This window comes from Candidatus Defluviibacterium haderslevense, assembly GCA_016712225.1.
Taxonomy (GTDB): Bacteria; Bacteroidota; Bacteroidia; order Chitinophagales; family Saprospiraceae; genus Vicinibacter; species Vicinibacter haderslevensis.
In genome coordinates this window covers 2,359,224-2,379,553 of the sequence record JADJRL010000003.1, presented here as the reverse complement: position 1 = coordinate 2,379,553, position 20,330 = coordinate 2,359,224, and the positions used below count along the sequence as shown (strand labels likewise).

Here is a 20,330-nt window from a genome sequence, read left to right as displayed (position 1 = left end):
AAAGTTTGTATCTTCGAATTATAATTTGTGGCGGAAATTCCCGCCCATCACAAATCTGCAATACGTTATGAGCGATTATTAAAATAAAATGAAGTATATATTTATTATTCTATATATTAACAGTTGCTTTTCTCAAAGCACAATTCAATTTCCAGATAAAGCTGATTGGATAGATAAAGATAGTAATAGAATTTACTATATCAATAATAAAAAAATCCTAATTTCACCTGAAGGTCAAATGCTTGAACAAGTCTTCTGGGGGAGTTGCAGTGATTGTGGAGGAGAGCCAAATGGAGCTTATATTTCTTGGTTCAAAAATCATCAATTAAAAGAAATTGGTACATATGCTTGTAGCGAGAAAATAAATACTTGGATAAATTATTATGAAAATGAAAAATAAAAGCTATTTCGACTTTTATAAAGCCATATGATCAAGATTTTTATGATGATGTAGGAAACATGTTTAATTTGAAGAATAAGCCTCTAAAAAACGGAACATACATTGAATTTGATAGCTCTGGTTTAATTATTATTGAAGGGAATTATAAAATATATGAAGAATTTTCTAAAATTGATACAATAAAACTATATGACCCAGAAACATATGTGCCATATGATAGTATTGTAGTTAAAGAATGTTGGCTTCCAAAGTCAATAGAGATTGGAACTTGGCGCAAATTTAATCCTAATTTAAATGATTATGAAACCATAAATTTTGACGAATTAAACAAACATCGTAAATTACGTTCAATTTATAATCGTTATGTAGAAGTTTTTCAAAATCTATTTAAGTAAAGTAAAAATACAAATAACCGCTCATAACATGAGATTGATTCAAGCAGAGCGAAAACGTTTCATTCAGGAAAAAACCGTAATTTTGGCTTCTGGTTATTATTTTTGGCGGTTATCGAAAGTGCTCTGCCTGCATCAATCTCAAATACGTTAGCGGTAAGCCTATGACGACAAAGTTCAACGAAATATTTAAGCAACTTTTGACAGAATACAATCTGCCAGACGACTTTTCATTTTCGGTGGACTTGCCGACAGAAGTTCAAAATATTATTGACGACAAAATATTATTAACCGAACTTGGAGTTACATTAAAATCATTTGACAGACTTTACAAAGCAACGCAGGACTGGGAAAATCAATCCATAATTGAAGACAGCGAAAATCATTTTCACGTTGACTGCAATATTGAACCTGCCAACAATAAAAAAGCGTTTATGCTTGGAGTAAAAACTTTGACTTTACTTGCATACAAATTTCAAAAGGAAAAAATTAAAGGCATTAGGTTTTGGTATTCATTTCAGACACCTGAACTCGGACGACTTTGGGCTATAGAAAACAATCTTGACGAAAAAGATGACGAGCATTTTATAAGCGACAGACTAAGTTTTTATAAAATGCGTGAGGGAGAAAATATTATTTCAATGAACGAAAATGAAAATAAATTTTGTGCAATACTGACAATCGACATATGAAAAAAGGCCTAACCGCTAACAGGCGTTTGGCTCAATGGCGGGTGATGTGGTTAATTGAACATTCTACTTCGTATCATCCTTTGTGGTGTATTGACAGTTTTGTGCTCCGTAATCCGCCACTACGCCAAGCGCCAATACGTTATGTGATATTAAAAAAATATGATTAGATTCAAATTATTATTCTTGATTATAAGTTTACATTGTAGTTGTATTAAACATAAGAAATTCTATGATGAAATACATCTTTCAACTCACACTGATAGCTCATATATTCAAATATTTGTTTCAAGAGATTCAATAATAATTTTGCAATTAGAACGTGGCGCATGCGATGGATATGGGTCGTGCAAGTATGGGCCCAAATTTTATGCTCAGGCTTCCAAAATCAATAATACCTTTGATATTATTGATGAAGAAGTTCAAAGATTACTATCTGATACATTTCATCTTGAAGCAATAATGATGACACACGCTACAACATCCAGCATAAAATTTTTATCTCAAGATAGTCTAATTAAAAATTTCAGATTTTATGGCTCAGAAAACAATTCTAGAGATATTGTAGAAGTTAAAAAACAATTACTCAATATAATAAGTCAAACAAATAGGAGCAATATTAATACTACAGAAAGACTTATAGATATTTCTGACTTAACGGATATTGATTCCATTAGCATAATTAAATTGAAATCTGTTGAAATTGATGGTTATAATGGTAAGCGTTTAAACTATATTAAAGATTATGAATTAAAAATGATCTCGCGAAAAGAGCAGATTGAATCGTTTATAAACATCATTCAAATGCAAAAAATAATAGATAGAACAACTAGAAAGGGGTTTGGCAAGTTGATTCCTAAATATGAGATTAATTTCTATAGAAATAGACTTATTTGTTTTCAATTAGAAACTGATTTAGTAATAATGCCATATTCATGGCTTCAAGTACTTAAAGTTGATAGCTTATTAATAAGCAATTTCAATTAACATCACATAACAATGTACTTACGAACATGCCGCCAAAAATCATAAATTTTCACTATTGGCTTTTAATGAAAATATTTCTTACTTTTGGCTTTGGTGCAAGTGGCGGCACGTCGCAAGTACCTCTCCGTTATGCGCCATCTCATATAACAAATTACTAGTAAAGATTTATAAAAACAGAAGGAACCATTAATGAAATTATTACTATCTTTTGTTGCACTGATTCTGATCAACCTCTCATGCGCAAAAAATGAACTTCCATATGATGAAATTCATCTTTCGGCAATGACTGACTCTTCATATATTGAGATTATTATTGAACGTGACAGCATTATTTATTACGAAATCGAGCGAAGAGATTGCGATGGTTGGGGAAATTGTGAATTTGGTACTAGATTTAGTTGTCATAGTATTAGGGATAGTACCCAATTGATTTCCTATTTAAAGACAATTAAAATTGTATTATCTGATACTTTTATACATCCAAGAATACAGGTTACGCATGGTTCAACCAATAGTCTTGTAATACTTTGTAAAGACAGTATACTGAAAAAATTTAGCTATTATGATATAAAAGATGAGAGTGAAATACTACGTAGTTTAGGCCATTTAATTTGTAAGGCAATTGAAACAGGAGATAAACAGGATATATCTTATAGTTCCAGACTTTTTGACTTATCCCCAATAAAATATGTTGACTCAATTAGAATTTCAAATACCCAATTACATCATCCTCCTAAAGATAGTCTCAAGCAACAACAATATTATATTAAAAATGAAAAAATTAAAACCATCAAAAATAAGGATACGATAGCAAATATCCTTAATAGAATTCCTCTACTTAGTATTATCCAATCTCCAATTCTTGAAGAAATAGACAAAACAAATTTTAATCCACAATATGTACTAGCTCTATTTAGAAATAATTTAATAAAGTATACCTTATACGCAGATGAAAAAATATTAAGTTATAATCATATTCAATGGTTAAAAGTTGACAGTACATTCATAAACTACATAAAATGACGTCGCATAACATGGCATAGACTCTACACCGCCAAGAATCGAAAATCATTCTCTTTTAATTTTTTCCAGTAATGAAAAATTTATTTCTTACTTTTGGCTGCTAAGGTTTGGCGGTGCAGCGTCTATGCCAAATACGTTAAGCACAATGCAAATAGACGCCTTAATCAATAAATTATAGCAATAAATACATGAAAAATTCGTAAATTTGCTATGTGAAAAAGGCAAAAAAAATTGGACTCGATTTTGAAGTAGATAAGCTTACAAACTCGATTGAAAATGTAATTACTGGAGACAGCTTTGCTACTGAAGTTTCCATATTAACTAAAAGCGAGCTTAAACTAGTGTCTAAGAAAAATGGTTGGCTATTCAATTGGACAGAGGAATACAAACAACCTGAAAGAGAGGTATACAAATTGACCATTGTTGGAAACTCAACTATTATACAAGGGCTTATTTGTCTTGAGATAAAACAAGATCACGTTTACATGCATATTGTTGAAAACGCACCATTCAACAAAGGAAAAAATAAGATGTATTCAGGAGTTGCGGGCAATTTGGTAGCATTTGCTTGTAAAATTTCATTTCAAAGAGGGTTTGAAGGAAATGTTTCTTTCTTATCAAAATCTCAACTTATTGAACATTACGAAAAAACTCTTGGTGCTTTTCATTTTGGTGGCAGAGTTATGATTATTGCGAATAGAGCCGCACTAAAACTAATTGATAAATATTTTAAGTAAATAGAATATGACTAAGAAGAAACAAATTTTGGAAGTAGATATTATTGGAGGACAAGGAACGTTGACAGTTGCTGAAGAAAAAGCACTCCACGATTATTTCCAAAGAACAAAATCGAATTCATCTGCAAAACCAAAAGTTAAAACCAAAGCAGAAAGTAAAAGAAAATATTCAACTGTTTAAAACGCACTGTGCTTAACATGACATTAATGCAAGCAGAGCAATTCATTTTTCATTCCAGAAAATGTTGTAAATTTGGCTTAAGGTTTTTGCCCTTGGCAGGTATCGAAAATGCTCTGCCTGCATTAATCTCAAATACGTTATAGCCAATGCTAAAGTAATGATAAAATAAAGCCTAAATGATGGATTCTAATCAAAGAATGAAAATAGAACTCACAACCTCTGACAGAGTATTGGATTTTGCTATTTGGCTTGTGTTAGTATCGTTATGGACATTAACAATCTGTAATTATTCGAATTTACCTGAGATCTTTCCTTCTCACTTTAATGCTTCAGGTCAAGTTGATGGTTTTGCAAAAAAAGAATCCATTTTTATTTTGCCAAGTGTTATTTCTATCCTTATTATCGGAATGAAAATATTGGGTAAATTCCCTAGATTATCTAGTTATGGTAAAAACATTGCTGCCGAAAACTATAACGAACAATTAAAATTAGGAACTAGGATAAGCAGAACCATAACTTTAGGAATAGCTATGTTATTCTTTTTCATTACATTTGAAGTAATTCAAAACGGAATGGGAAAATCTGTTGGACTCGGGCGATGGTTCAATTCTTTAATTGTGCTCATAATACTCATTCCAATAACATTACTTTTATTCAAAACGAGTAAACCAAAACAAACGTAAAAGAGAAAAAGCACTGGCTATAACATGGCATAGACTCTACACCGCCAGGCATCTGAAATCATTCTCTTTAAATTTCTTCCGGTAATTAAAAATTAATTTCTTACTTTTGGCTGCTAAGGTTTGGCGGTGCAGCGTCTATGCCAAATCCGTTACCTGCAAGCCTACCGAAACCCACCAACAAAACAGAAAATTAATGGCGACAAGAACAGCAGAAGCAACAATTAAAGGATATTACTATCAATTTGACACAACAATTCTAAAATTATTAGACCTTGTTAATGATACAGATGAAGTTATAATTGAAGGAGTTGAGGATATCGACATTAATTCAACAGACGAAACTACTATTCAATGTAAATATCTTTCAAAACCAAACTTTATCAACTCTGCTGTAAGAGAACCAATAACATTAATGCTTGACCATTTTGTAAATCCCAAAACTAGCAATAATTACAAATATATTTTATATGCACATTTCGAGAATGAAATTCCAGGGAATGAACCAATTATTGATTTAAAAAAACTGAAAGAAATACTAACATACAAGGAAAATAAAATAGAAAAGCATTATGAAATTGAGAAAGGCATCTCCGATGCTCTCCTCAATTCATTTTTACTTCAATTCAATTTCCTTTTTGGTTTTGAATTTTACAATCAACAAGCCCAAGTAATAAGTAAGTTGAAAAATATTTTCAACTGCTCTAGTTTTGAAGCTGACACTTTGTTCTATAATAATGCATTAAGAATTATTATAGATAAAGCAATTCAAAAAGGCATAACAAATAGAAAAATAAACAAGCTTGATTTTTTAACTACAATAAATTGTAGCCAAACTTTATTCAATGAATGGTTTATAAAACTTCGTTCTAAATCAGAATACTTAAAATTAGTTTCTCAAAATTTAAAATCCACCAGTGCATTAAGAGCCAATAAATTAAAGTATATTTTTATAGGAAAAAATATTTTAAATTCTAACAATTCAGAATTACCTATTGTAAGTTTAATTGAAAATTTAATAACTAAATTTTATAAAGCAAATAATTCGCTTCGTGATGCAAAAGTTCCAACTGTAATTCTTGACTGTGATTTGACTGAAATTAGAACTATTAAGAAGGAACTAATCAATAATAAAATAATCTTTAACGATGGATTTGAAGAAATTCAATTTTCAAATTTTGTATTCAATAAAGAACCTATTATAAATACAACAAAGAATGGATTGAAAATTTCAAAAAGTTCTTACCAATTGAGGATTTTATCAAAAGAAACATTTGAGAAAAACTTTGTAGAAATAAACGAACCTAGCGTATACTTTTACTTCTCAAATGAAAACAATATATTGAAATTTTCTAGTGGTCAATTTTTTGACATAAAACATTGTAATAATCTCAAAGACATCAATAAACTCTTAACAATATAATATGGCAACCACAAACTCTGATATTTTTCGTATTTTAACGGTATCACCAAACTTAATTCAAGTTGAAGTTTTGGACGCTGATAAATTTAAACAAGACACTTCTGATTTTACAATTGGAAGTTATTTAAAAATTTCAGACGACTCAAATACCTCCATAATCGCATTGGTTCAAAGTTTCAAAATAAAAGAAACTAATCTAATTGGAGAAACTACAACCCCAAGCACTCCAACATTTATTTTGGATTCTCAACCAATCGGATTTTTAGATGACCAAAACAAATTCAGAAGAGGTGGACAACAAATTGCTATACCACCAAATAATGTCGAAATTGCAGATGAATCAATTTTAAAAATAATATATACTTCCATAGACTCTGAAAAAGAATTTTGTTTTTCAACACTTGCCCAAAACACTAAAATAGATATAAGTGTAGATGGAGATAAATTTTTTAGTAAACATATTGCTGTAGTTGGCTCTACAGGTTCAGGCAAGTCAGGAACAGTTGCTAGAATTTTACAAGAAGGTATAAAGCCTAATTCTGAACAATCTTCTAAAGGTATTCTCAACAATACTCATATTTTATTATTTGATTTACACGGAGAATATGCTACAGCTTTTCCTAAATCAAAAAAATTGAATGTTTCAAATTTAGTTTTGCCCTATTGGCTTATGAACTCTGAAGAGTTAGAAGAAATGTTTATTGAAAGTAGGGAAAGCAATTCACACAATCAAGTTTCACAATTTAAAACAGCAGTTACTCTAAACAAAAAGAAACATAATTCAACTCTAAAAAAAGTAAATTACGATACACCAGTTTACTTTAGCATTGATGAAGTATTTAGATATATTTCTAATCAAAATAGTGCTACAAAAGACGCAAAAACAGGAGAACTAAAAATAAAAGCAAAAATAACAGGAGTTTCAGAAGAACATCAACTTTTTGAGAAAATTGAATTCGAAGAAAAAAAACAAGGTACTATAAATGGTGGTCCTTACGCAAACGAGTTTGATAGATTTGTACCTAGACTTGAAACAAAGATTGCAGATGATAGATTAGCGTTTTTATTGAAGCCAAGGAAAGCAGATTTGACTTCTGAATATAAGACTGATGATTTATCAGAAATTTTAAAACAATTTATTGGATATGAAGACGGTGCTAATGAAAATATAACCATTTTAGATTTGAGTGGTATTCCATTTGAGGTTTTAAGTATTGTAGTTTCATTAATTAGTAGATTGGTATTTGATTTTTGTTTCCATTATAAAACATTAAAAACTGATGCTATTGAAATACCTTTCTTGCTAGTTTTAGAAGAAGCTCACAATTATATTCCTCAAAGTGAAGGTGCAAAATATCATTCCGTAAAGAAGTCTATAGAGAGAATAGCTAAAGAAGGAAGAAAGTATGGATTGTCGTTAATGATAGTTAGTCAAAGACCTTCTGAAATATCAGAAACGATATTTTCTCAATGTAATAATTTTGTTGCTATGCGATTAACTAATCCATCAGACCAACAATATGTAAAGCGACTTATGCCAGATAGTGTAAGTGCAATTACAGACACATTGCCAGTTCTTGAAAGACAAGAGGCATTAATTATTGGAGATTGTATCCCAATTCCGACAATAGTAAGAATTAAAGACTTAACTGATAAACCCGACTCTAATGACATTGACTTTAGAACCGAATGGAAAAAGGATTGGAGTAATATTGCATTTGATGACATTATTAAAAAACTTAAAAGAGAAATCTGAAAAAGGCCAGCAGGTAACATGGGTTTGGCAAAAGTGGGGCTTTAGTGCTAAATTGAGCACTTGTACTTTCTATTAGCTTTTGTGCTAAATTTGAACTTTGGTACTTTTTAACCCCCACCTTCGCCAAGCCCAAAAACGTTATAGCCAATTTTAGGACGACACCAAACAAACGACAGAAACGGAAAATTGAAACGAAAAATCACATTCGGACTTTTGACAATTCTACTACTTGGTGGACTGTATTTAGGACTTCGTTTTGCGTTCGGACTTTTTACGCCTTTCAACTTTTGGGCAGCTCGACAAGACATAAAAAATGGAAAAATTCAAATTGCTGAAATTGGGGAAATGCCATTGAACTTCGAACAAAAACAACATTTAGCAAACTCCTACGGCTTTGACTTTTATTTATACGGTTGCAAAATGTCCACCGAAATTATCAATGGGACAGAATATTACAATAGGAAAATGGCTTACAACTTGGAAAGCAAATATGGTAAAGGTTGGTGGACTAAGTTTCAAGCTCAACTTGACAGCATTGACAACACAAACCCAGTGAAAATTATTAAAACTGAAAACAAACTTCACGGACAATGAAAATAAACTTGACTTTTATTTTACCTTTATTTTTTATTGTTATTGGATGCAGACAGGACAAACAAACTGAAAACTTAAAATTTAATAGGGAAGAATGGCTTCAAGGAGATATTAGAACTCGAGGAAAAATGGTGGAAAATATTATAGATGACAACATACTAATTAACAAATCAAAAAGTGAAGTGTTAAGTTTATTGGGTGACCAAGGAGATACAACCGGAAATTTCAGTTATCAAGTCGACATTGGTAAAACAACAGGTCCATTTGGCTGGGGAGGAATTTGGCCTTTCGCTTTGAACATTCATTTTGACACATTGAGCAGCAAGGTAATTGAAGTAAGGTGTAATGACTAACAGAAAAACTGGCTATAACAGCACATTTGCAATAGGCGGGGTTTCGTGCTTCGCAGACACTTTTGTGCAAGACAATAGTTCAGTTTTACGTATGAAGTTTGGTGGTAGAAATCCCGCCCATCGCAAATCTGCAAAACGTTAATGACAATTACAAAATGAAGATACTACAGGCTTTTTGTTTCATACTTATGATTAGTTGCAAAACTAAATCAATTGAAAAAGATTGGTGTATAGAAACTTCATACGTTCAAGATTCACTCTCAGAAACAAAGGTGCCTTTAATAATTGATAGTAGTGAATGGAAAGCATTATCTAAAGGCATGATTTTATCAATTGACAGTTTAAATTTATTCCAAATATTATTAAAGCGATATAATTTTGATACAATATGTTATAGTCTTGACACTAATTCTTTACGATATAGGTTCAAAAAACGCGATTATTTAAATGAATATATTAACGATTCAATATCAATTTGCTTCATTGATGAAGAAAGGCGCATGAAACAGTATCAATTAAATAGCAATAAGTTCGTGGCATACATGAATGATAATGGTTTTGAAACAAAAGGAACTCTATTTATTCTATTAGAAAAGATCGACTCAACGCACTACCAGTATTTCACTACTATTAATAAATACTTATTAGCAAGTATTGGTTATTCGTTCATTGATACCATATTCTATTATAACAATAATAACTTTATAGTAGGTAAATCAATTGGTGGAGATGCCGGAGATGAATGGGGTGTTTTTTGGATTGGAGTTTGGAATAATTTTGGCAATTTAGACCTAAAATATCAAAAGAAATGGGAAAACAATATGCTAGATACAATTACAAACGAATATTTTTGTAATATTAATAGCTCCAAAGGTAATATTGTATTATACCAAAAGAATAAATTAAAACAATCTGAGTTTATAAAGTTAAATGAAATAGTAAATTTCAAAAGTAACTATCATTAACATGAGATTAATACAAGCAGAGCAATTCATTTTTCATTCCAGAAAATGTTGTAAATTTGGCTTAAGGTTTTTGCCTTTGGCAGTTATCGAAATGCTCTGCCTGCATTAATCTCAAATACGTTAGCGGCTATTATTTAACGTGAGAATATTAAAAACATTACAGCGAACAAATTAACTATGACAATTTAAAACCTACACAACATCGTGACACTTGTTCAGATTATAAAAAAGATTTTTGGCGGCTTTAGCGGCTTAAACAGCAACAGAGCAATTGACTGGATGAACCAGTTAAACAATCTTGGTTTTGACAAAGTTACATTTCCTATACTGATTCAGGACGGTGCAGACCTAAACATGGTTTACTTGGAAGAGTTTGCAGGCGACCCTGACTTGCATTATTGGGAGTTTGATAGCGACTATAAATTAATTGATAGTAATGGACAACTTTGGACTTGGAAATATGACCATACAAACAAAACAAATCTTCCAGGGACATTTATTCGGACAATGACTTTAGACGAAGTAAAAAAAATAGTTTCTGATTATTTCCGGGACAGTAAAATCCAATCAGAACTTGAAACATTAACAAAAGAGATAAAAACTATTATTGACTTGTTTGAGAAACTTGAAGACAAATTTTAAAAGGAGATTAATTTGACAACAATGCTACGAACATCAGACAATATGAACTTCAATCATCCGACTGACGAGTATCAGAAGGAAAGTATAACAGCCACTAACAGCACATTTGCAATAGGCGGGGTTTCGTGCTCCGCAGACAGTTTTGTGGTAGACGAAAGTTTTATGCTCCGTATAAAGTTCAGTGGTAAAATTCCCGCCCATCGCAAATCTGCGAAACGTTATCGGCAAGCGTTCACGACACACTCTAACATTAATTAAATGTAAAAATGATAAAAGTATTTATAAGCCATAGTTCTCAAGACAAAAAATTTCTGGACAGACTCACCATCGCACTTAAAAATGATGGTGTTCAGACTTGGAGAGCTGATAAGGAAGTAACTGCTGGAGAAAACATTCAAGAGAAAATTAATGATGCAATTTCGAATACTGATTACTTTATTGTACTTCTATCAAAGCATAGTACGAGTTCAAATTGGGTCAATTTTGAATTATCCGCAATACTTAATCGGGAAGTTTCAAAACAACAGAGAATTATTCTTCCAGTTCTTATTGAAGATTGTGATATCCCATTTTCACTTAGAGACAGATTATTTGCTGACTTCAGATTTTCGTTTGAGGAAGGGTACGAAAAATTAATTAGGGCACTCAAACAGAAAGAAACTAAAAGCTATCAAGGAGTAAAGCGTGAGGTTGAGAAGTTTCAACCAGATTCCTATGAGTTTCAAATCCGAAATCTTAGAGAAGAATACAATAGAGGAAACTTGACTCTATTCTGTGGTGCTGGAATTTCTTATGACGCAGGTATTCCAACTTGGAACACTCTTTTAAAATCACTTCTTAAAGAAGTCTATTCTGATAATACTGATGTTCCAGACATAGACACAAGACTTGCCAATTTATTTCAGAAGAGAATAAATGTCTCACCACTTATACTTGCTCAATACTTAAAGACACTTTTGGGAAAGAAGTTTACATCGACTGTAAGGGATACCTTGTATAAAAATTGTACCGATAAGAGTTCCACAGTTGATGCTATTTCTGAACTAAGCAGACCAAAGCGTGAAAGAAAACCATTAAGAGCAATAATTACGTTTAATTTTGATGACTTAATTGAAGAAAACTTAGCGAAGGAAAAAATCGATTTTAAATGCATTTTTTCTGAAGGAGAACGTTTTACGGACAAACAAATACCAATTTATCATCCCCACGGCTGCTTACCAAGAAAGAAGAACTTAACCTCAAAAAACGAAATTGTTTTTAGTGAGGACGCATACCATTCTCAGTTTATAGACCCGTTTAGCTGGAGCAATCTAGTGCAACTAAATCATCTTAACAATTGTACCTGCCTTTTTACAGGGATTAGCCTGACTGACCCTAATATGCGCAGACTATTAGATGTTTCTATCCGTAAGAACGGCAAAGGTGAAAAGAACCATTATATAATCAAAAAGCGGTACTCAATTGAAGATTTATATCCCGAAAATGAAGTCGTAAAAATTAAAGACCAGAAGCTAATTCCTGTAATAGAAAATATTGAAGAACAAGACGCCAATAATTTAGGATTCAACGTAATTTGGATAAACTCATTTAAAGAAATTCCTGAAATCCTCAAAGAAATTGGCAAATGATGACTTCTGACAATACGCCAGCCGATAACAGCACCTACCCAAAAGTGGCGGTTCAGTGGTTAAATCAAGCTTTGTGCTTCTATAAAAGTTTCTGCTTCGTTGACAGTGAAGTGCTTCGAAATCGCCACCTTCGGGTAGCTGCAAAACGTTATGCTCAATCAATAAAAAACAACTTAATTTGAAACATCTTAATATCTTTATGCGTTAGTAACGTTATAGGGTAGCATGATTTTAAGTTTTGGAGATAAATATACTGAGGAAATTTGGGGAGGGACTCTAGTTAAAGGTGTTCCCCAAGCCATCCAACAAGTAGCAAGACGAAAGCTGAGAATGTTGAACAACTCACAAAATATCAATGATTTAAGAGTACCACCTTCAAATCATCTAGAAAAGCTAAAAGGAGAATTAAAAGATTTTTATTCTATAAGGATTAACGATACCTGGAGAATAATCTTCAAATGGGAAAACTCAAATTCCGAATTTGTAAAAATTATAAATTACCATTAATTATGTCAAAATTAAAGAATATTCATCCTGGAGAAGTATTAAACGAAGAGTTTCTCATACCTATGGGAACAACTGCTTATAGATTGGCCAAAGCTATTCAAGTTCCTCAAACCAGATTATCCGAAATAATTAAAGGCAATAGAAGTATCACAGCAGATACTGCAGTTAGATTATCGATTTATTTCAACAATTCGCCTAAATTTTGGCTTGGACTCCAAAATGAATATGATCTTGAAGAAGAAATGAAACAAAGTAAAAAAATATTCACAAAGATTAAGGAAAACCTTATTGACTGGGCATAACATGAGATTAATGCAAGCAGAGCAATTCATTTTTCATTCCAGAAAATGTTGTAAATTTGGCTTAAGGTTTTTGCCTTGGCAGCTATCGAAAATGCTCTGCCTGCATCAATCTCAAAGACGTTATGGGAGATATCAAAAAAATACATTAAATTTGCTTTATGAATAGAAAAATAGAATTAACAGCAGTAATAGAAAAGGAGGACAATATGTATATATCTCTTTGTCCTGAATTAGACATTGCCAGTCAAGGTGATACTCCTGATGAAGCTAAATCTAATCTTATTGAAGCACTTGAATTGTTTTATGAGACCGCATCCGAAACTGAAATATCTAAGAGATTGCACAACGAATTGCAAATTTCAAGAGTTACAGTTAACATCTAATTTTTAATGAGAACATTATCAGGTAAGGACATCTGCGTAATATTGTCAAAGCATGGATTTATAAAAGTGAGACAAAAAGGAAGCCATGTAATAATGCAAAAACTTACTGAGGATTCAACTATAACAGTTCCAGTGCCGATGCATAAGGAAATTAAAATTGGAACATTGCATTCAATAATAAGACAATCAGAACTCACTAAACGGGACTTTGAATGATACCTCCCCTAACACGGCATAGACTCTACCCCACCTATCATCTACAATCATTCTCTTTTAATTTTGTCCGGAAATAACAAATTAATTTTTTAGTTTTGGCTTCTAATGGTATTGCGGTGCCGCGTCTATACCAAATCTGTTATGGGCAAGCGTACCGAACCCGACACACATTGACAAAACAAAATAATAATGACAGAATTTTGGGAGACCAGTTTTAAAGAAAAACAAGAAATGTGGGGATGGGAACCAGCAGACTCAGTTCGCAAAACCTTGGAATTGTTTAAAAACAAAAACATTAATGATATTTTAATACCAGGATTTGGTTATGGTAGAAATGCCAAATATTTTATAGACAATGGACTTATAGTAACAGGTATTGAAATCTCTGAAACTGCAATAGATATAGCAAAGAAACACTTTGACAAAAGCGTTAAAATTTATGAAGGTTCAGTTTCTAAAATGCCTTTTGACAAAGAATTATATGACGGAATTTTCTGTTACTCTTTAATTCATTTGCTAAACGAACAGGATAGAATAAAACTAATCGAAGACTGTTATAAACAACTTAAACCAAATGGAAATATGGTTTTTGTAACTATCTCAAAAAGTGATTTTAGATTTGGACAAGGGACTGAAATTTCCAAAGACACTTTTGAACCTTGGAAAGGACTAAATTTATTTTTTTACGATTTAGATTCCATTAAAGTAGATTTTGAAAACTTCGGCTTAATTGAAAACGAAGAAATTAATGAACCAGAAATAAACATTGAAGGAAAGCCAAAACAAAAATTTTGGTATATAATATGCCAAAAATAGATATATCGCCAGCCACTTACAGGGGTTTTGCAATAGCTGGGCTTCAGTACTAAATTGAACATTTGGAATTCTAATGAACATTTGTGCTAAATTTGAACATTCGTACTTCTAATCCCAGCCTTCGCAAAGCCCCAAAACGTTATTCCTCACCCTATTAGACGACATTAAAAAAAATGACTGATATAAAAACAAAATATTTATTCTTTACTGGAAAAGGCGGAGTTGGAAAAACATCTCTTGCCTGTGCAACAGCAGTTGAAATGGCCGATGCAGGAAAAGTAGTTCTTCTTGTAAGCACCGACCCAGCCTCAAACTTAAAAGACGTATTAGAAAGTCAAGTTGATGAACAGATAAAACCAGTAAAAGGTATTGACCGCCTTTTTGCAATCAATATTGATCCTGAAAATTCAGCAGAAGAATATCGTAATAGAGTAACTCGACCTTTAGAGGGAATATCTTCAAAGGAAGAAATAAAGAAAATACGAGAAGACCTTTCAGGTGCTTGCACTACTGAGATTGCTTCTTTTGATGAGTTTTCCCGTTTTGTGTCAGGAGAAACTGAAGGAACTCAATTTGATGTAATCATTTTCGACACAGCACCAACAGGGCATACCTTGCGACTGCTTGAACTACCTGCTGCTTGGTCAAGTTTCACAGATGAAAATCCTGATGGTGCGTCTTGTTTGGGTCCAACTTCTGCATTGAAAAGTGGAAAAGAAAGATATCATACCGTAGTAAACAGACTAAGAGATGTATCATTAACCAGTTTTTATATCGTTGCAAGGTCAGACAAAGCATCACTGAAAGAAGCTTCGAGAACCAGCAATGAATTGAATGAACTTGGGATGAGCAATCAACTATTATACATCAACGGTGTTTTCAAAGCAATAGACAAAAACGACTTGCTTGCTCAAAAAATTGAAGCAATGGGCAACTTGCAACTCAATTCTATTCCTGACAATTTAAAGACCTTGCCATTAAAGACTTTTCCTCTTTTACCTTACAATGTGTTGGGAATTGTAAAACTACGTTCACTGTTTAACGCGGAACTTCAAAAATCCATTTCAGATAATAATCTACTGAAATCAGAAACGTCCGTTCAGGTATTAAAGGGATTAGACCAACTCGTTGATGAACTTTGCGCAAATCAACAATATGGACTTATTATGACAATGGGCAAAGGTGGCGTGGGCAAGACAATTGCCGCTTCTGCCATTGCTGTTTTACTGGCAAAAAAAGGCTTTGAAGTTCTGCTAACTACTACTGACCCCGCTGCACATATACAAGATTTTATTGAACAGTTAGGCGAGCTCCCAGCTACATTAACGGTGGAACGCATTGACCCTAAAGTAGAAACACAGCGATACACAGAAAAAATATTAGAACATAAAGGTCAAGGACAATCCGAAGAAGCTAAAAAGCTGATTCTTGAAGATTTAAAATCACCTTGCACAGAAGAAGTAGCCGTTTTCCATGCATTTTCCAAAGCCATTAGTATGGCAAAAAGAAAATTTGTGATAATGGACACAGCCCCCACAGGTCATACACTTTTGTTGTTAGATACTGCTGGAAGTTATCATCGTGATATTATGAGAAACAATATTAATGCAGGTAGACTTCGAACCCCATATATGTCTTTGCAAGACCAAACACTATCAAAAATAATTTTGGTGTCCTTACCAGAGACAACTCCAATGAGGGAAGCAGGTGCCTTACAAGACGATTTAAAAAGAGCCGGCATAAACCCCTATGCTTGGTTAATAAACCAAAGTCTTTCTATGCTTGGCAGAATTTCAGACCCTTTGCTTCGAAGTCGGGCAAGTGCGGAAACAAAAGTTATTGAAACCATAAAATCAAACTATTCCGCAAGGACATTTGGTATTCCATTCATTGCCGAAAAAAAACTACTTCCTGCACTTTTAGACCGAAACCTTAATTCAATAACCGTTTGAAATGAAGAATGAAGGGCGAATGCATAACAGTGTGTTGCCTCGATTGGCGGTGACGTGCGTAATTGGAACTGAGTGCTCCTATCAAACTTTTGTGCAAGTTGACAATGAAGTGCTCCGAAATCGCCAACTGAGACAACACGCAAACCGTTATGTGCAACCAATTGGAGGCCTGCAAACATCAAACGACCGAGCAATAAACGAGCTAAAAAATTCAACAAACTGATATACATGAACGCAACAATAAAAGAATCTTTATGGAAACAATTCGGAGCAAGTATTGACATGCTTGAAAATGCAATTAATTTATGTACGGACGAACTCTGGGAGGACAGGATGTTTTGGTATAGCTCTTATCATTGCCTTTTCTGGTTGGACTACTACTTGACACCTGAGCCGAACACATTTACTCCACCATCACCGTTTAGACTTTCGGAATTTGACCCAGAAGGTGCATTACCTGACAGAGTATACAGCAAATCAGAATTACTTTCCTACCTTCAACACAACAGACAAAAATGCCATCAATTAATTGCAAGTATGACAGACGAAGTTGCAAACAGCCGTTGGATAAATGAGTTTAAAAATTATTCAATTTTTGAAATTACACTATACAACATGCGACATGTTCAGCATCATGCAGCACAACTAAATTTGCTTTTAAGGCAAGGAATTAAAAACGCACCAAATTGGGTTGGACAAACAAAAGAAAACCTCTGAATATATAACAACCGTCAAAACAATGAATGTAAATTGCCTTGAACAAACAGTATCGAAACTTCCAACAGTTGTGTTCCGAACAATCAGCTTTTTTGGGTAAAACAGCACATTTGCTATAGGTGGGGTTTCATTATCCGAAGACAGTTTTGGAGTTACAGAAAATTTGTATCTTCGAATGAATATTTGTGCTGAAAAGCCCGCCCATAGAAAATCTGCAAAACTTTATGCGCTAGTTACAAACTAGATAAAAATTAAACTTCTAAAAATGGAAATATCATTTCAGCAAATCATACTTCCAAATAATTGTATCGTTAATAAAAATGTGTTTTCGACATATGACCCAGAAATCGAATATTCAGAAGAAAAAAGTCTAGCTTATTTACAAGAAGATCTATTACAACTAGAATTCAAAAATTTAAATTTAGTAATTGATTTAGGTTGGTATGGAGAGTCTCGAGGAAATCTTGGAGCGTTTAAAATTTATGTAATTAAAGATTTTGATTGGGAAAATCCAATTAAAATCGAGACATCCAAATCTCAAAAAGAAATTACACTTAAACTTGAACAGATCTTATCAGAAATACCAAATTAAAAATCGCCAGCGCATAACATGGCATACACTCATTCCCACCATAAGTCATTAATCATTCTCTTTTGATTTTTTAGTTTAATAAAATTTATTGTTATATTTTTGGCTTTCGGAATGTGGCGGGAATGCGCGTATGCCAAAACCGTTAGCGGAAATTTAACAGTAACAGATGAAAATTATTTTTCACATTGGTTTATGCATAATATTGTCGAGCTGTAATACTAGAAATTCTGTTCCAAAAGAAGTATCGAAGTATCTAACAGAAACCTTTGATTTATTGGAAGAAAATTCTGTGTATAAAAATGAAATTGACTGGAAAGAGTTTAAAAGTGACGTTTTAAAAAAAGTATCGAATGCAAAAAAAATTGAAGATACTTATCCCACAATTAGCTATGCAATTAAAAAGCTTAATGACAATCATAGCTACTTCAGACCTATAACAGAGTCAGAAGCTAATTTTGAAAACAAACCTTTGCCTATATTAGCTGATGAAATCACCCCAGATGACATTGGATACATTAGGATACCTTTTTGTATTGGGAATGAAAGTGTGTACAATGATTACATTATGGAAATAAGAGCCAAAATAGAGAAAGAGTCGCAAAATAAGTTGAAAGGTTGGATATTGGACCTGCGTGGTAATTTTGGTGGAAATATGTGGCCAATGCTTCTTTCAATTGAACCATTAATTGGAAATGGGACATTTGGCTACTTTATAGATGCAAATGAAAATAGTGAAGCCTGGAAAATAATCGAAGGCAAAGCTTACATAGAAGATCAATTTGTAATGGAAACAAAAATTTTATCAAAACAAAATCTTAGTTATCAATTTTTAGCTGTATTAACGGACCATCAAACAGCAAGTTCAGGAGAAGCGGTGGCGGTAGCCTTAAGGTTGAGAGAAAATTCAAAATCATTTGGACAATCAACTTTTGGTGTTTCAACAGGTTGTGTTTCACACGAATTATCAGATGGTTCAATAATAAATCTGGCTGAATCTATATTTGCAGACAAGAAAAAGACAAAATTTGGAAGTAAGATAATTCCTGATTTTCAAGTTGAAGAGAACCAAACTTTAAAAGCTGGAATTGAATGGATTTACGAAATGAATAAAAACTACCACTAACATTGTACTTGCAAACATACCGCCAAATATCATAATTCTTCACTATTGGTTTCTTATGAAAATATTTCTTACTTTTGGCTTTGGTGCAAGTGGCTGAACGTCGCAAGTACCGCTCCGTTATAGCCAACTTAAAGACCGAAATAAAAATTAATAGAAATGAAAATTAACTCAGTAAAAATAGTCTTACTAATTTTTGCATCAAGTAACTTCCTTTCTTGCAATGGACAAGTTAAATCTGAACACAAACAGACTGAATCAAAAACGCTTGAAATAGGCAAGACAACTTCTGAACTTGATAATCAAATTTGGAAAATATTTCAAGACTCAAAAGGAAAATATTGGTTTGGTAGTAACGGAAAAGGTATCTATTATTTAGACGGAAACAATTTGAAACTTTTTACAACAGTAGACGGTTTAGTTAGCAATTCAATCCGTGGTATTCAAGAAGATATTAACGGAAATATATACATTGAAACACACGAAGGAATTAACAAATTTGACGGAAAGCAATTCACTACGTTAAAGGCAATAAAATCATCTTATAACCAATGGAAACTGAATCCTTCTGACTTGTGGTTTGGTTACAATGCAGACGACTTATATCGTTATGATGGAGATTCTCTTTTTGAATTAAAATTACCTCAACAAGACTTAAAAAAAGCATTTGGAATAGAACCAGAAGGAGTTCCTTTTAAAGGACTCAACAATACCCCTTATGCAGTTTTCGGAGTTAACAAAGACAAACGTGGTAATATTTGGTTTGGAACTGCTACTGCTGGCGCCTTTCGATACGATGGCAATTCATTTTTATGGTTTGGAGAAAAGGAACTTTCAACTCTTCCAGACGGACGAGTTCCTGGTGTTCGTTCAATGATTCAAGATAAGAACGGTTATTTTTGGTTAAGTAATTTTTATAGTAAATACAAAATTAACCCAGCCTTTCCAAATGGCTATGAAAAACTAAAAGCAATTGATTTACCCATAGAGAACACCAAAGATAAAATACTTTATTTCAACGCTGGAATAGCAGATGAAGATGGTAATTTATGGATGACTACTTACGGTGGTGGTGTTTGGAAATATGACGGTAAAACACTCACCAACCTTGAAGTAAAAAAGGGCACAGAAAATGTTTTGCTAGTATCTGTCTACCAAGATAATAACGGAACAATTTGGCTTGGAACTGACAATGACGGAGTTTACAAACAAAATGGAGATACTTTTGAAAAGTATTTAATAAAAAGATAATAAGCAGCCGTTAACAGGCGTTTG

25 protein-coding genes are annotated in these 20,330 nt (G+C 32.7%); all 25 read left to right on the top strand.

Annotated elements, in window-relative coordinates:
* Positions 1-88: 88 nt before the first annotated feature.
* The 25 genes from IPK88_09385 to IPK88_09265 all read left to right on the top strand — a co-directional run bounded on the left by IPK88_09385 (position 89) and on the right by IPK88_09265 (position 20,306).
* Positions 89-400, top strand: coding sequence for a hypothetical protein (locus IPK88_09385; protein MBK8243627.1), 312 nt, complete (start codon positions 89-91; stop codon positions 398-400).
* Positions 401-468: 68 nt separating this feature from the next.
* On the top strand, positions 469-795 hold the full coding sequence (locus tag IPK88_09380) for a hypothetical protein (protein MBK8243626.1): 327 nt from the start codon (positions 469-471) through the stop codon (positions 793-795).
* A gap of 197 nt (positions 796-992) precedes the next feature.
* Complete coding sequence (locus tag IPK88_09375) at positions 993-1,484, top strand: hypothetical protein (GenBank protein ID MBK8243625.1); 492 nt, start codon at positions 993-995, stop codon at positions 1,482-1,484.
* A gap of 183 nt (positions 1,485-1,667) precedes the next feature.
* Complete coding sequence (locus IPK88_09370) at positions 1,668-2,468, top strand: hypothetical protein (protein MBK8243624.1); 801 nt, start codon at positions 1,668-1,670, stop codon at positions 2,466-2,468.
* 189 nt (positions 2,469-2,657) lie between these two features.
* Complete coding sequence (locus IPK88_09365; protein MBK8243623.1) at positions 2,658-3,491, top strand: hypothetical protein; 834 nt, start codon at positions 2,658-2,660, stop codon at positions 3,489-3,491.
* A 212-nt stretch (positions 3,492-3,703) separates the two neighbouring features.
* Positions 3,704-4,228: a hypothetical protein gene (locus IPK88_09360; protein MBK8243622.1), complete on the top strand. Its 525-nt coding sequence runs from the start codon at positions 3,704-3,706 to the stop codon at positions 4,226-4,228.
* 7 nt (positions 4,229-4,235) lie between these two features.
* Positions 4,236-4,409: a hypothetical protein gene (locus IPK88_09355; protein ID MBK8243621.1), complete on the top strand. Its 174-nt coding sequence runs from the start codon at positions 4,236-4,238 to the stop codon at positions 4,407-4,409.
* Positions 4,410-4,585: 176 nt separating this feature from the next.
* Entirely contained in the window at positions 4,586-5,092 is a 507-nt protein-coding gene (locus tag IPK88_09350; protein MBK8243620.1) for a DUF1648 domain-containing protein, read from the top strand.
* Between the two features lie 106 nt (positions 5,093-5,198).
* The gene (locus IPK88_09345) at positions 5,199-6,512 is read left to right on the top strand and encodes a hypothetical protein (GenBank protein MBK8243619.1); all 1,314 of its coding nucleotides are present in this window, start codon (positions 5,199-5,201) and stop codon (positions 6,510-6,512) included.
* A 1-nt stretch (position 6,513) separates the two neighbouring features.
* Positions 6,514-8,268 (top strand): ATP-binding protein, encoded by a 1,755-nt coding sequence (locus tag IPK88_09340; protein MBK8243618.1) that lies wholly within the window; start codon positions 6,514-6,516, stop codon positions 8,266-8,268.
* Positions 8,269-8,454: 186 nt separating this feature from the next.
* A complete protein-coding gene (locus IPK88_09335; protein ID MBK8243617.1) occupies positions 8,455-8,862 on the top strand; it encodes a hypothetical protein in 408 nt (135 codons plus the stop codon).
* Positions 8,859-9,215 carry a hypothetical protein gene (locus IPK88_09330; GenBank protein MBK8243616.1) on the top strand — a complete coding sequence of 119 codons (357 nt, stop codon included), beginning with the start codon at positions 8,859-8,861 and terminating at the stop codon, positions 9,213-9,215. Before IPK88_09335 ends, IPK88_09330 begins: the two co-directional genes overlap by 4 nt.
* A 155-nt stretch (positions 9,216-9,370) precedes the next feature.
* Positions 9,371-10,180, top strand: a complete 810-nt coding sequence (locus tag IPK88_09325) for a hypothetical protein (GenBank protein ID MBK8243615.1) — start codon at positions 9,371-9,373, stop codon at positions 10,178-10,180.
* 279 nt (positions 10,181-10,459) lie between these two features.
* On the top strand, positions 10,460-10,822 hold the full coding sequence (locus tag IPK88_09320; GenBank protein ID MBK8243614.1) for a hypothetical protein: 363 nt from the start codon (positions 10,460-10,462) through the stop codon (positions 10,820-10,822).
* A 266-nt stretch (positions 10,823-11,088) separates the two neighbouring features.
* Positions 11,089-12,450: a TIR domain-containing protein gene (locus IPK88_09315; GenBank protein ID MBK8243613.1), complete on the top strand. Its 1,362-nt coding sequence runs from the start codon at positions 11,089-11,091 to the stop codon at positions 12,448-12,450.
* A 225-nt stretch (positions 12,451-12,675) separates the two neighbouring features.
* A complete protein-coding gene (locus IPK88_09310) occupies positions 12,676-12,957 on the top strand; it encodes a type II toxin-antitoxin system RelE/ParE family toxin (protein ID MBK8243612.1) in 282 nt (93 codons plus the stop codon).
* A gap of 2 nt (positions 12,958-12,959) precedes the next feature.
* Positions 12,960-13,259: a HigA family addiction module antidote protein gene (locus IPK88_09305; GenBank protein MBK8243611.1), complete on the top strand. Its 300-nt coding sequence runs from the start codon at positions 12,960-12,962 to the stop codon at positions 13,257-13,259.
* Positions 13,260-13,417: 158 nt separating this feature from the next.
* Positions 13,418-13,642: a type II toxin-antitoxin system HicB family antitoxin gene (locus IPK88_09300; protein ID MBK8243610.1), complete on the top strand. Its 225-nt coding sequence runs from the start codon at positions 13,418-13,420 to the stop codon at positions 13,640-13,642.
* 6 nt (positions 13,643-13,648) lie between these two features.
* The gene (locus tag IPK88_09295) at positions 13,649-13,858 is read left to right on the top strand and encodes a type II toxin-antitoxin system HicA family toxin (GenBank protein MBK8243609.1); all 210 of its coding nucleotides are present in this window, start codon (positions 13,649-13,651) and stop codon (positions 13,856-13,858) included.
* 189 nt (positions 13,859-14,047) lie between these two features.
* Positions 14,048-14,674, top strand: a complete 627-nt coding sequence (locus IPK88_09290; GenBank protein MBK8243608.1) for a class I SAM-dependent methyltransferase — start codon at positions 14,048-14,050, stop codon at positions 14,672-14,674.
* Between the two features lie 173 nt (positions 14,675-14,847).
* On the top strand, positions 14,848-16,626 hold the full coding sequence (gene arsA, locus IPK88_09285; GenBank protein MBK8243607.1) for an arsenical pump-driving ATPase: 1,779 nt from the start codon (positions 14,848-14,850) through the stop codon (positions 16,624-16,626).
* 228 nt (positions 16,627-16,854) lie between these two features.
* Positions 16,855-17,343, top strand: coding sequence for a DinB family protein (locus IPK88_09280; GenBank protein MBK8243606.1), 489 nt, complete (start codon positions 16,855-16,857; stop codon positions 17,341-17,343).
* A 265-nt stretch (positions 17,344-17,608) separates the two neighbouring features.
* Positions 17,609-17,935: a hypothetical protein gene (locus IPK88_09275; protein MBK8243605.1), complete on the top strand. Its 327-nt coding sequence runs from the start codon at positions 17,609-17,611 to the stop codon at positions 17,933-17,935.
* A 274-nt stretch (positions 17,936-18,209) separates the two neighbouring features.
* Positions 18,210-19,058 carry a hypothetical protein gene (locus IPK88_09270; GenBank protein MBK8243604.1) on the top strand — a complete coding sequence of 283 codons (849 nt, stop codon included), beginning with the start codon at positions 18,210-18,212 and terminating at the stop codon, positions 19,056-19,058.
* A 156-nt stretch (positions 19,059-19,214) separates the two neighbouring features.
* Positions 19,215-20,306, top strand: a complete 1,092-nt coding sequence (locus IPK88_09265) for a hypothetical protein (protein MBK8243603.1) — start codon at positions 19,215-19,217, stop codon at positions 20,304-20,306.
* Positions 20,307-20,330: the final 24 nt, after the last annotated feature.

What these genes read in the sequence shown, in the direction of transcription:
- IPK88_09320 (MBK8243614.1), top strand. Translation starts at nt 10,460, where the DNA reads ATGAACCAGTTAAACAATCTTGGTTTTGACAAAGTTACATTTCCTATA.
- IPK88_09355 (MBK8243621.1), top strand. Translation starts at nt 4,236, where the DNA reads ATGACTAAGAAGAAACAAATTTTGGAAGTAGATATTATTGGAGGACAA.
- IPK88_09280 (MBK8243606.1), top strand. Translation starts at nt 16,855, where the DNA reads ATGAACGCAACAATAAAAGAATCTTTATGGAAACAATTCGGAGCAAGT.
- IPK88_09275 (MBK8243605.1), top strand. Translation starts at nt 17,609, where the DNA reads ATGGAAATATCATTTCAGCAAATCATACTTCCAAATAATTGTATCGTT.
- IPK88_09305 (MBK8243611.1), top strand. Translation starts at nt 12,960, where the DNA reads ATGTCAAAATTAAAGAATATTCATCCTGGAGAAGTATTAAACGAAGAG.
- IPK88_09295 (MBK8243609.1), top strand. Translation starts at nt 13,649, where the DNA reads ATGAGAACATTATCAGGTAAGGACATCTGCGTAATATTGTCAAAGCAT.
- IPK88_09315 (MBK8243613.1), top strand. Translation starts at nt 11,089, where the DNA reads ATGATAAAAGTATTTATAAGCCATAGTTCTCAAGACAAAAAATTTCTG.
- IPK88_09385 (MBK8243627.1), top strand. Translation starts at nt 89, where the DNA reads ATGAAGTATATATTTATTATTCTATATATTAACAGTTGCTTTTCTCAA.
- IPK88_09325 (MBK8243615.1), top strand. Translation starts at nt 9,371, where the DNA reads ATGAAGATACTACAGGCTTTTTGTTTCATACTTATGATTAGTTGCAAA.
- IPK88_09330 (MBK8243616.1), top strand. Translation starts at nt 8,859, where the DNA reads ATGAAAATAAACTTGACTTTTATTTTACCTTTATTTTTTATTGTTATT.
- IPK88_09310 (MBK8243612.1), top strand. Translation starts at nt 12,676, where the DNA reads ATGATTTTAAGTTTTGGAGATAAATATACTGAGGAAATTTGGGGAGGG.
- IPK88_09365 (MBK8243623.1), top strand. Translation starts at nt 2,658, where the DNA reads ATGAAATTATTACTATCTTTTGTTGCACTGATTCTGATCAACCTCTCA.
- IPK88_09350 (MBK8243620.1), top strand. Translation starts at nt 4,586, where the DNA reads ATGATGGATTCTAATCAAAGAATGAAAATAGAACTCACAACCTCTGAC.
- IPK88_09340 (MBK8243618.1), top strand. Translation starts at nt 6,514, where the DNA reads ATGGCAACCACAAACTCTGATATTTTTCGTATTTTAACGGTATCACCA.
- IPK88_09290 (MBK8243608.1), top strand. Translation starts at nt 14,048, where the DNA reads ATGACAGAATTTTGGGAGACCAGTTTTAAAGAAAAACAAGAAATGTGG.
- arsA (MBK8243607.1), top strand. Translation starts at nt 14,848, where the DNA reads ATGACTGATATAAAAACAAAATATTTATTCTTTACTGGAAAAGGCGGA.
- IPK88_09300 (MBK8243610.1), top strand. Translation starts at nt 13,418, where the DNA reads ATGAATAGAAAAATAGAATTAACAGCAGTAATAGAAAAGGAGGACAAT.
- IPK88_09265 (MBK8243603.1), top strand. Translation starts at nt 19,215, where the DNA reads ATGAAAATTAACTCAGTAAAAATAGTCTTACTAATTTTTGCATCAAGT.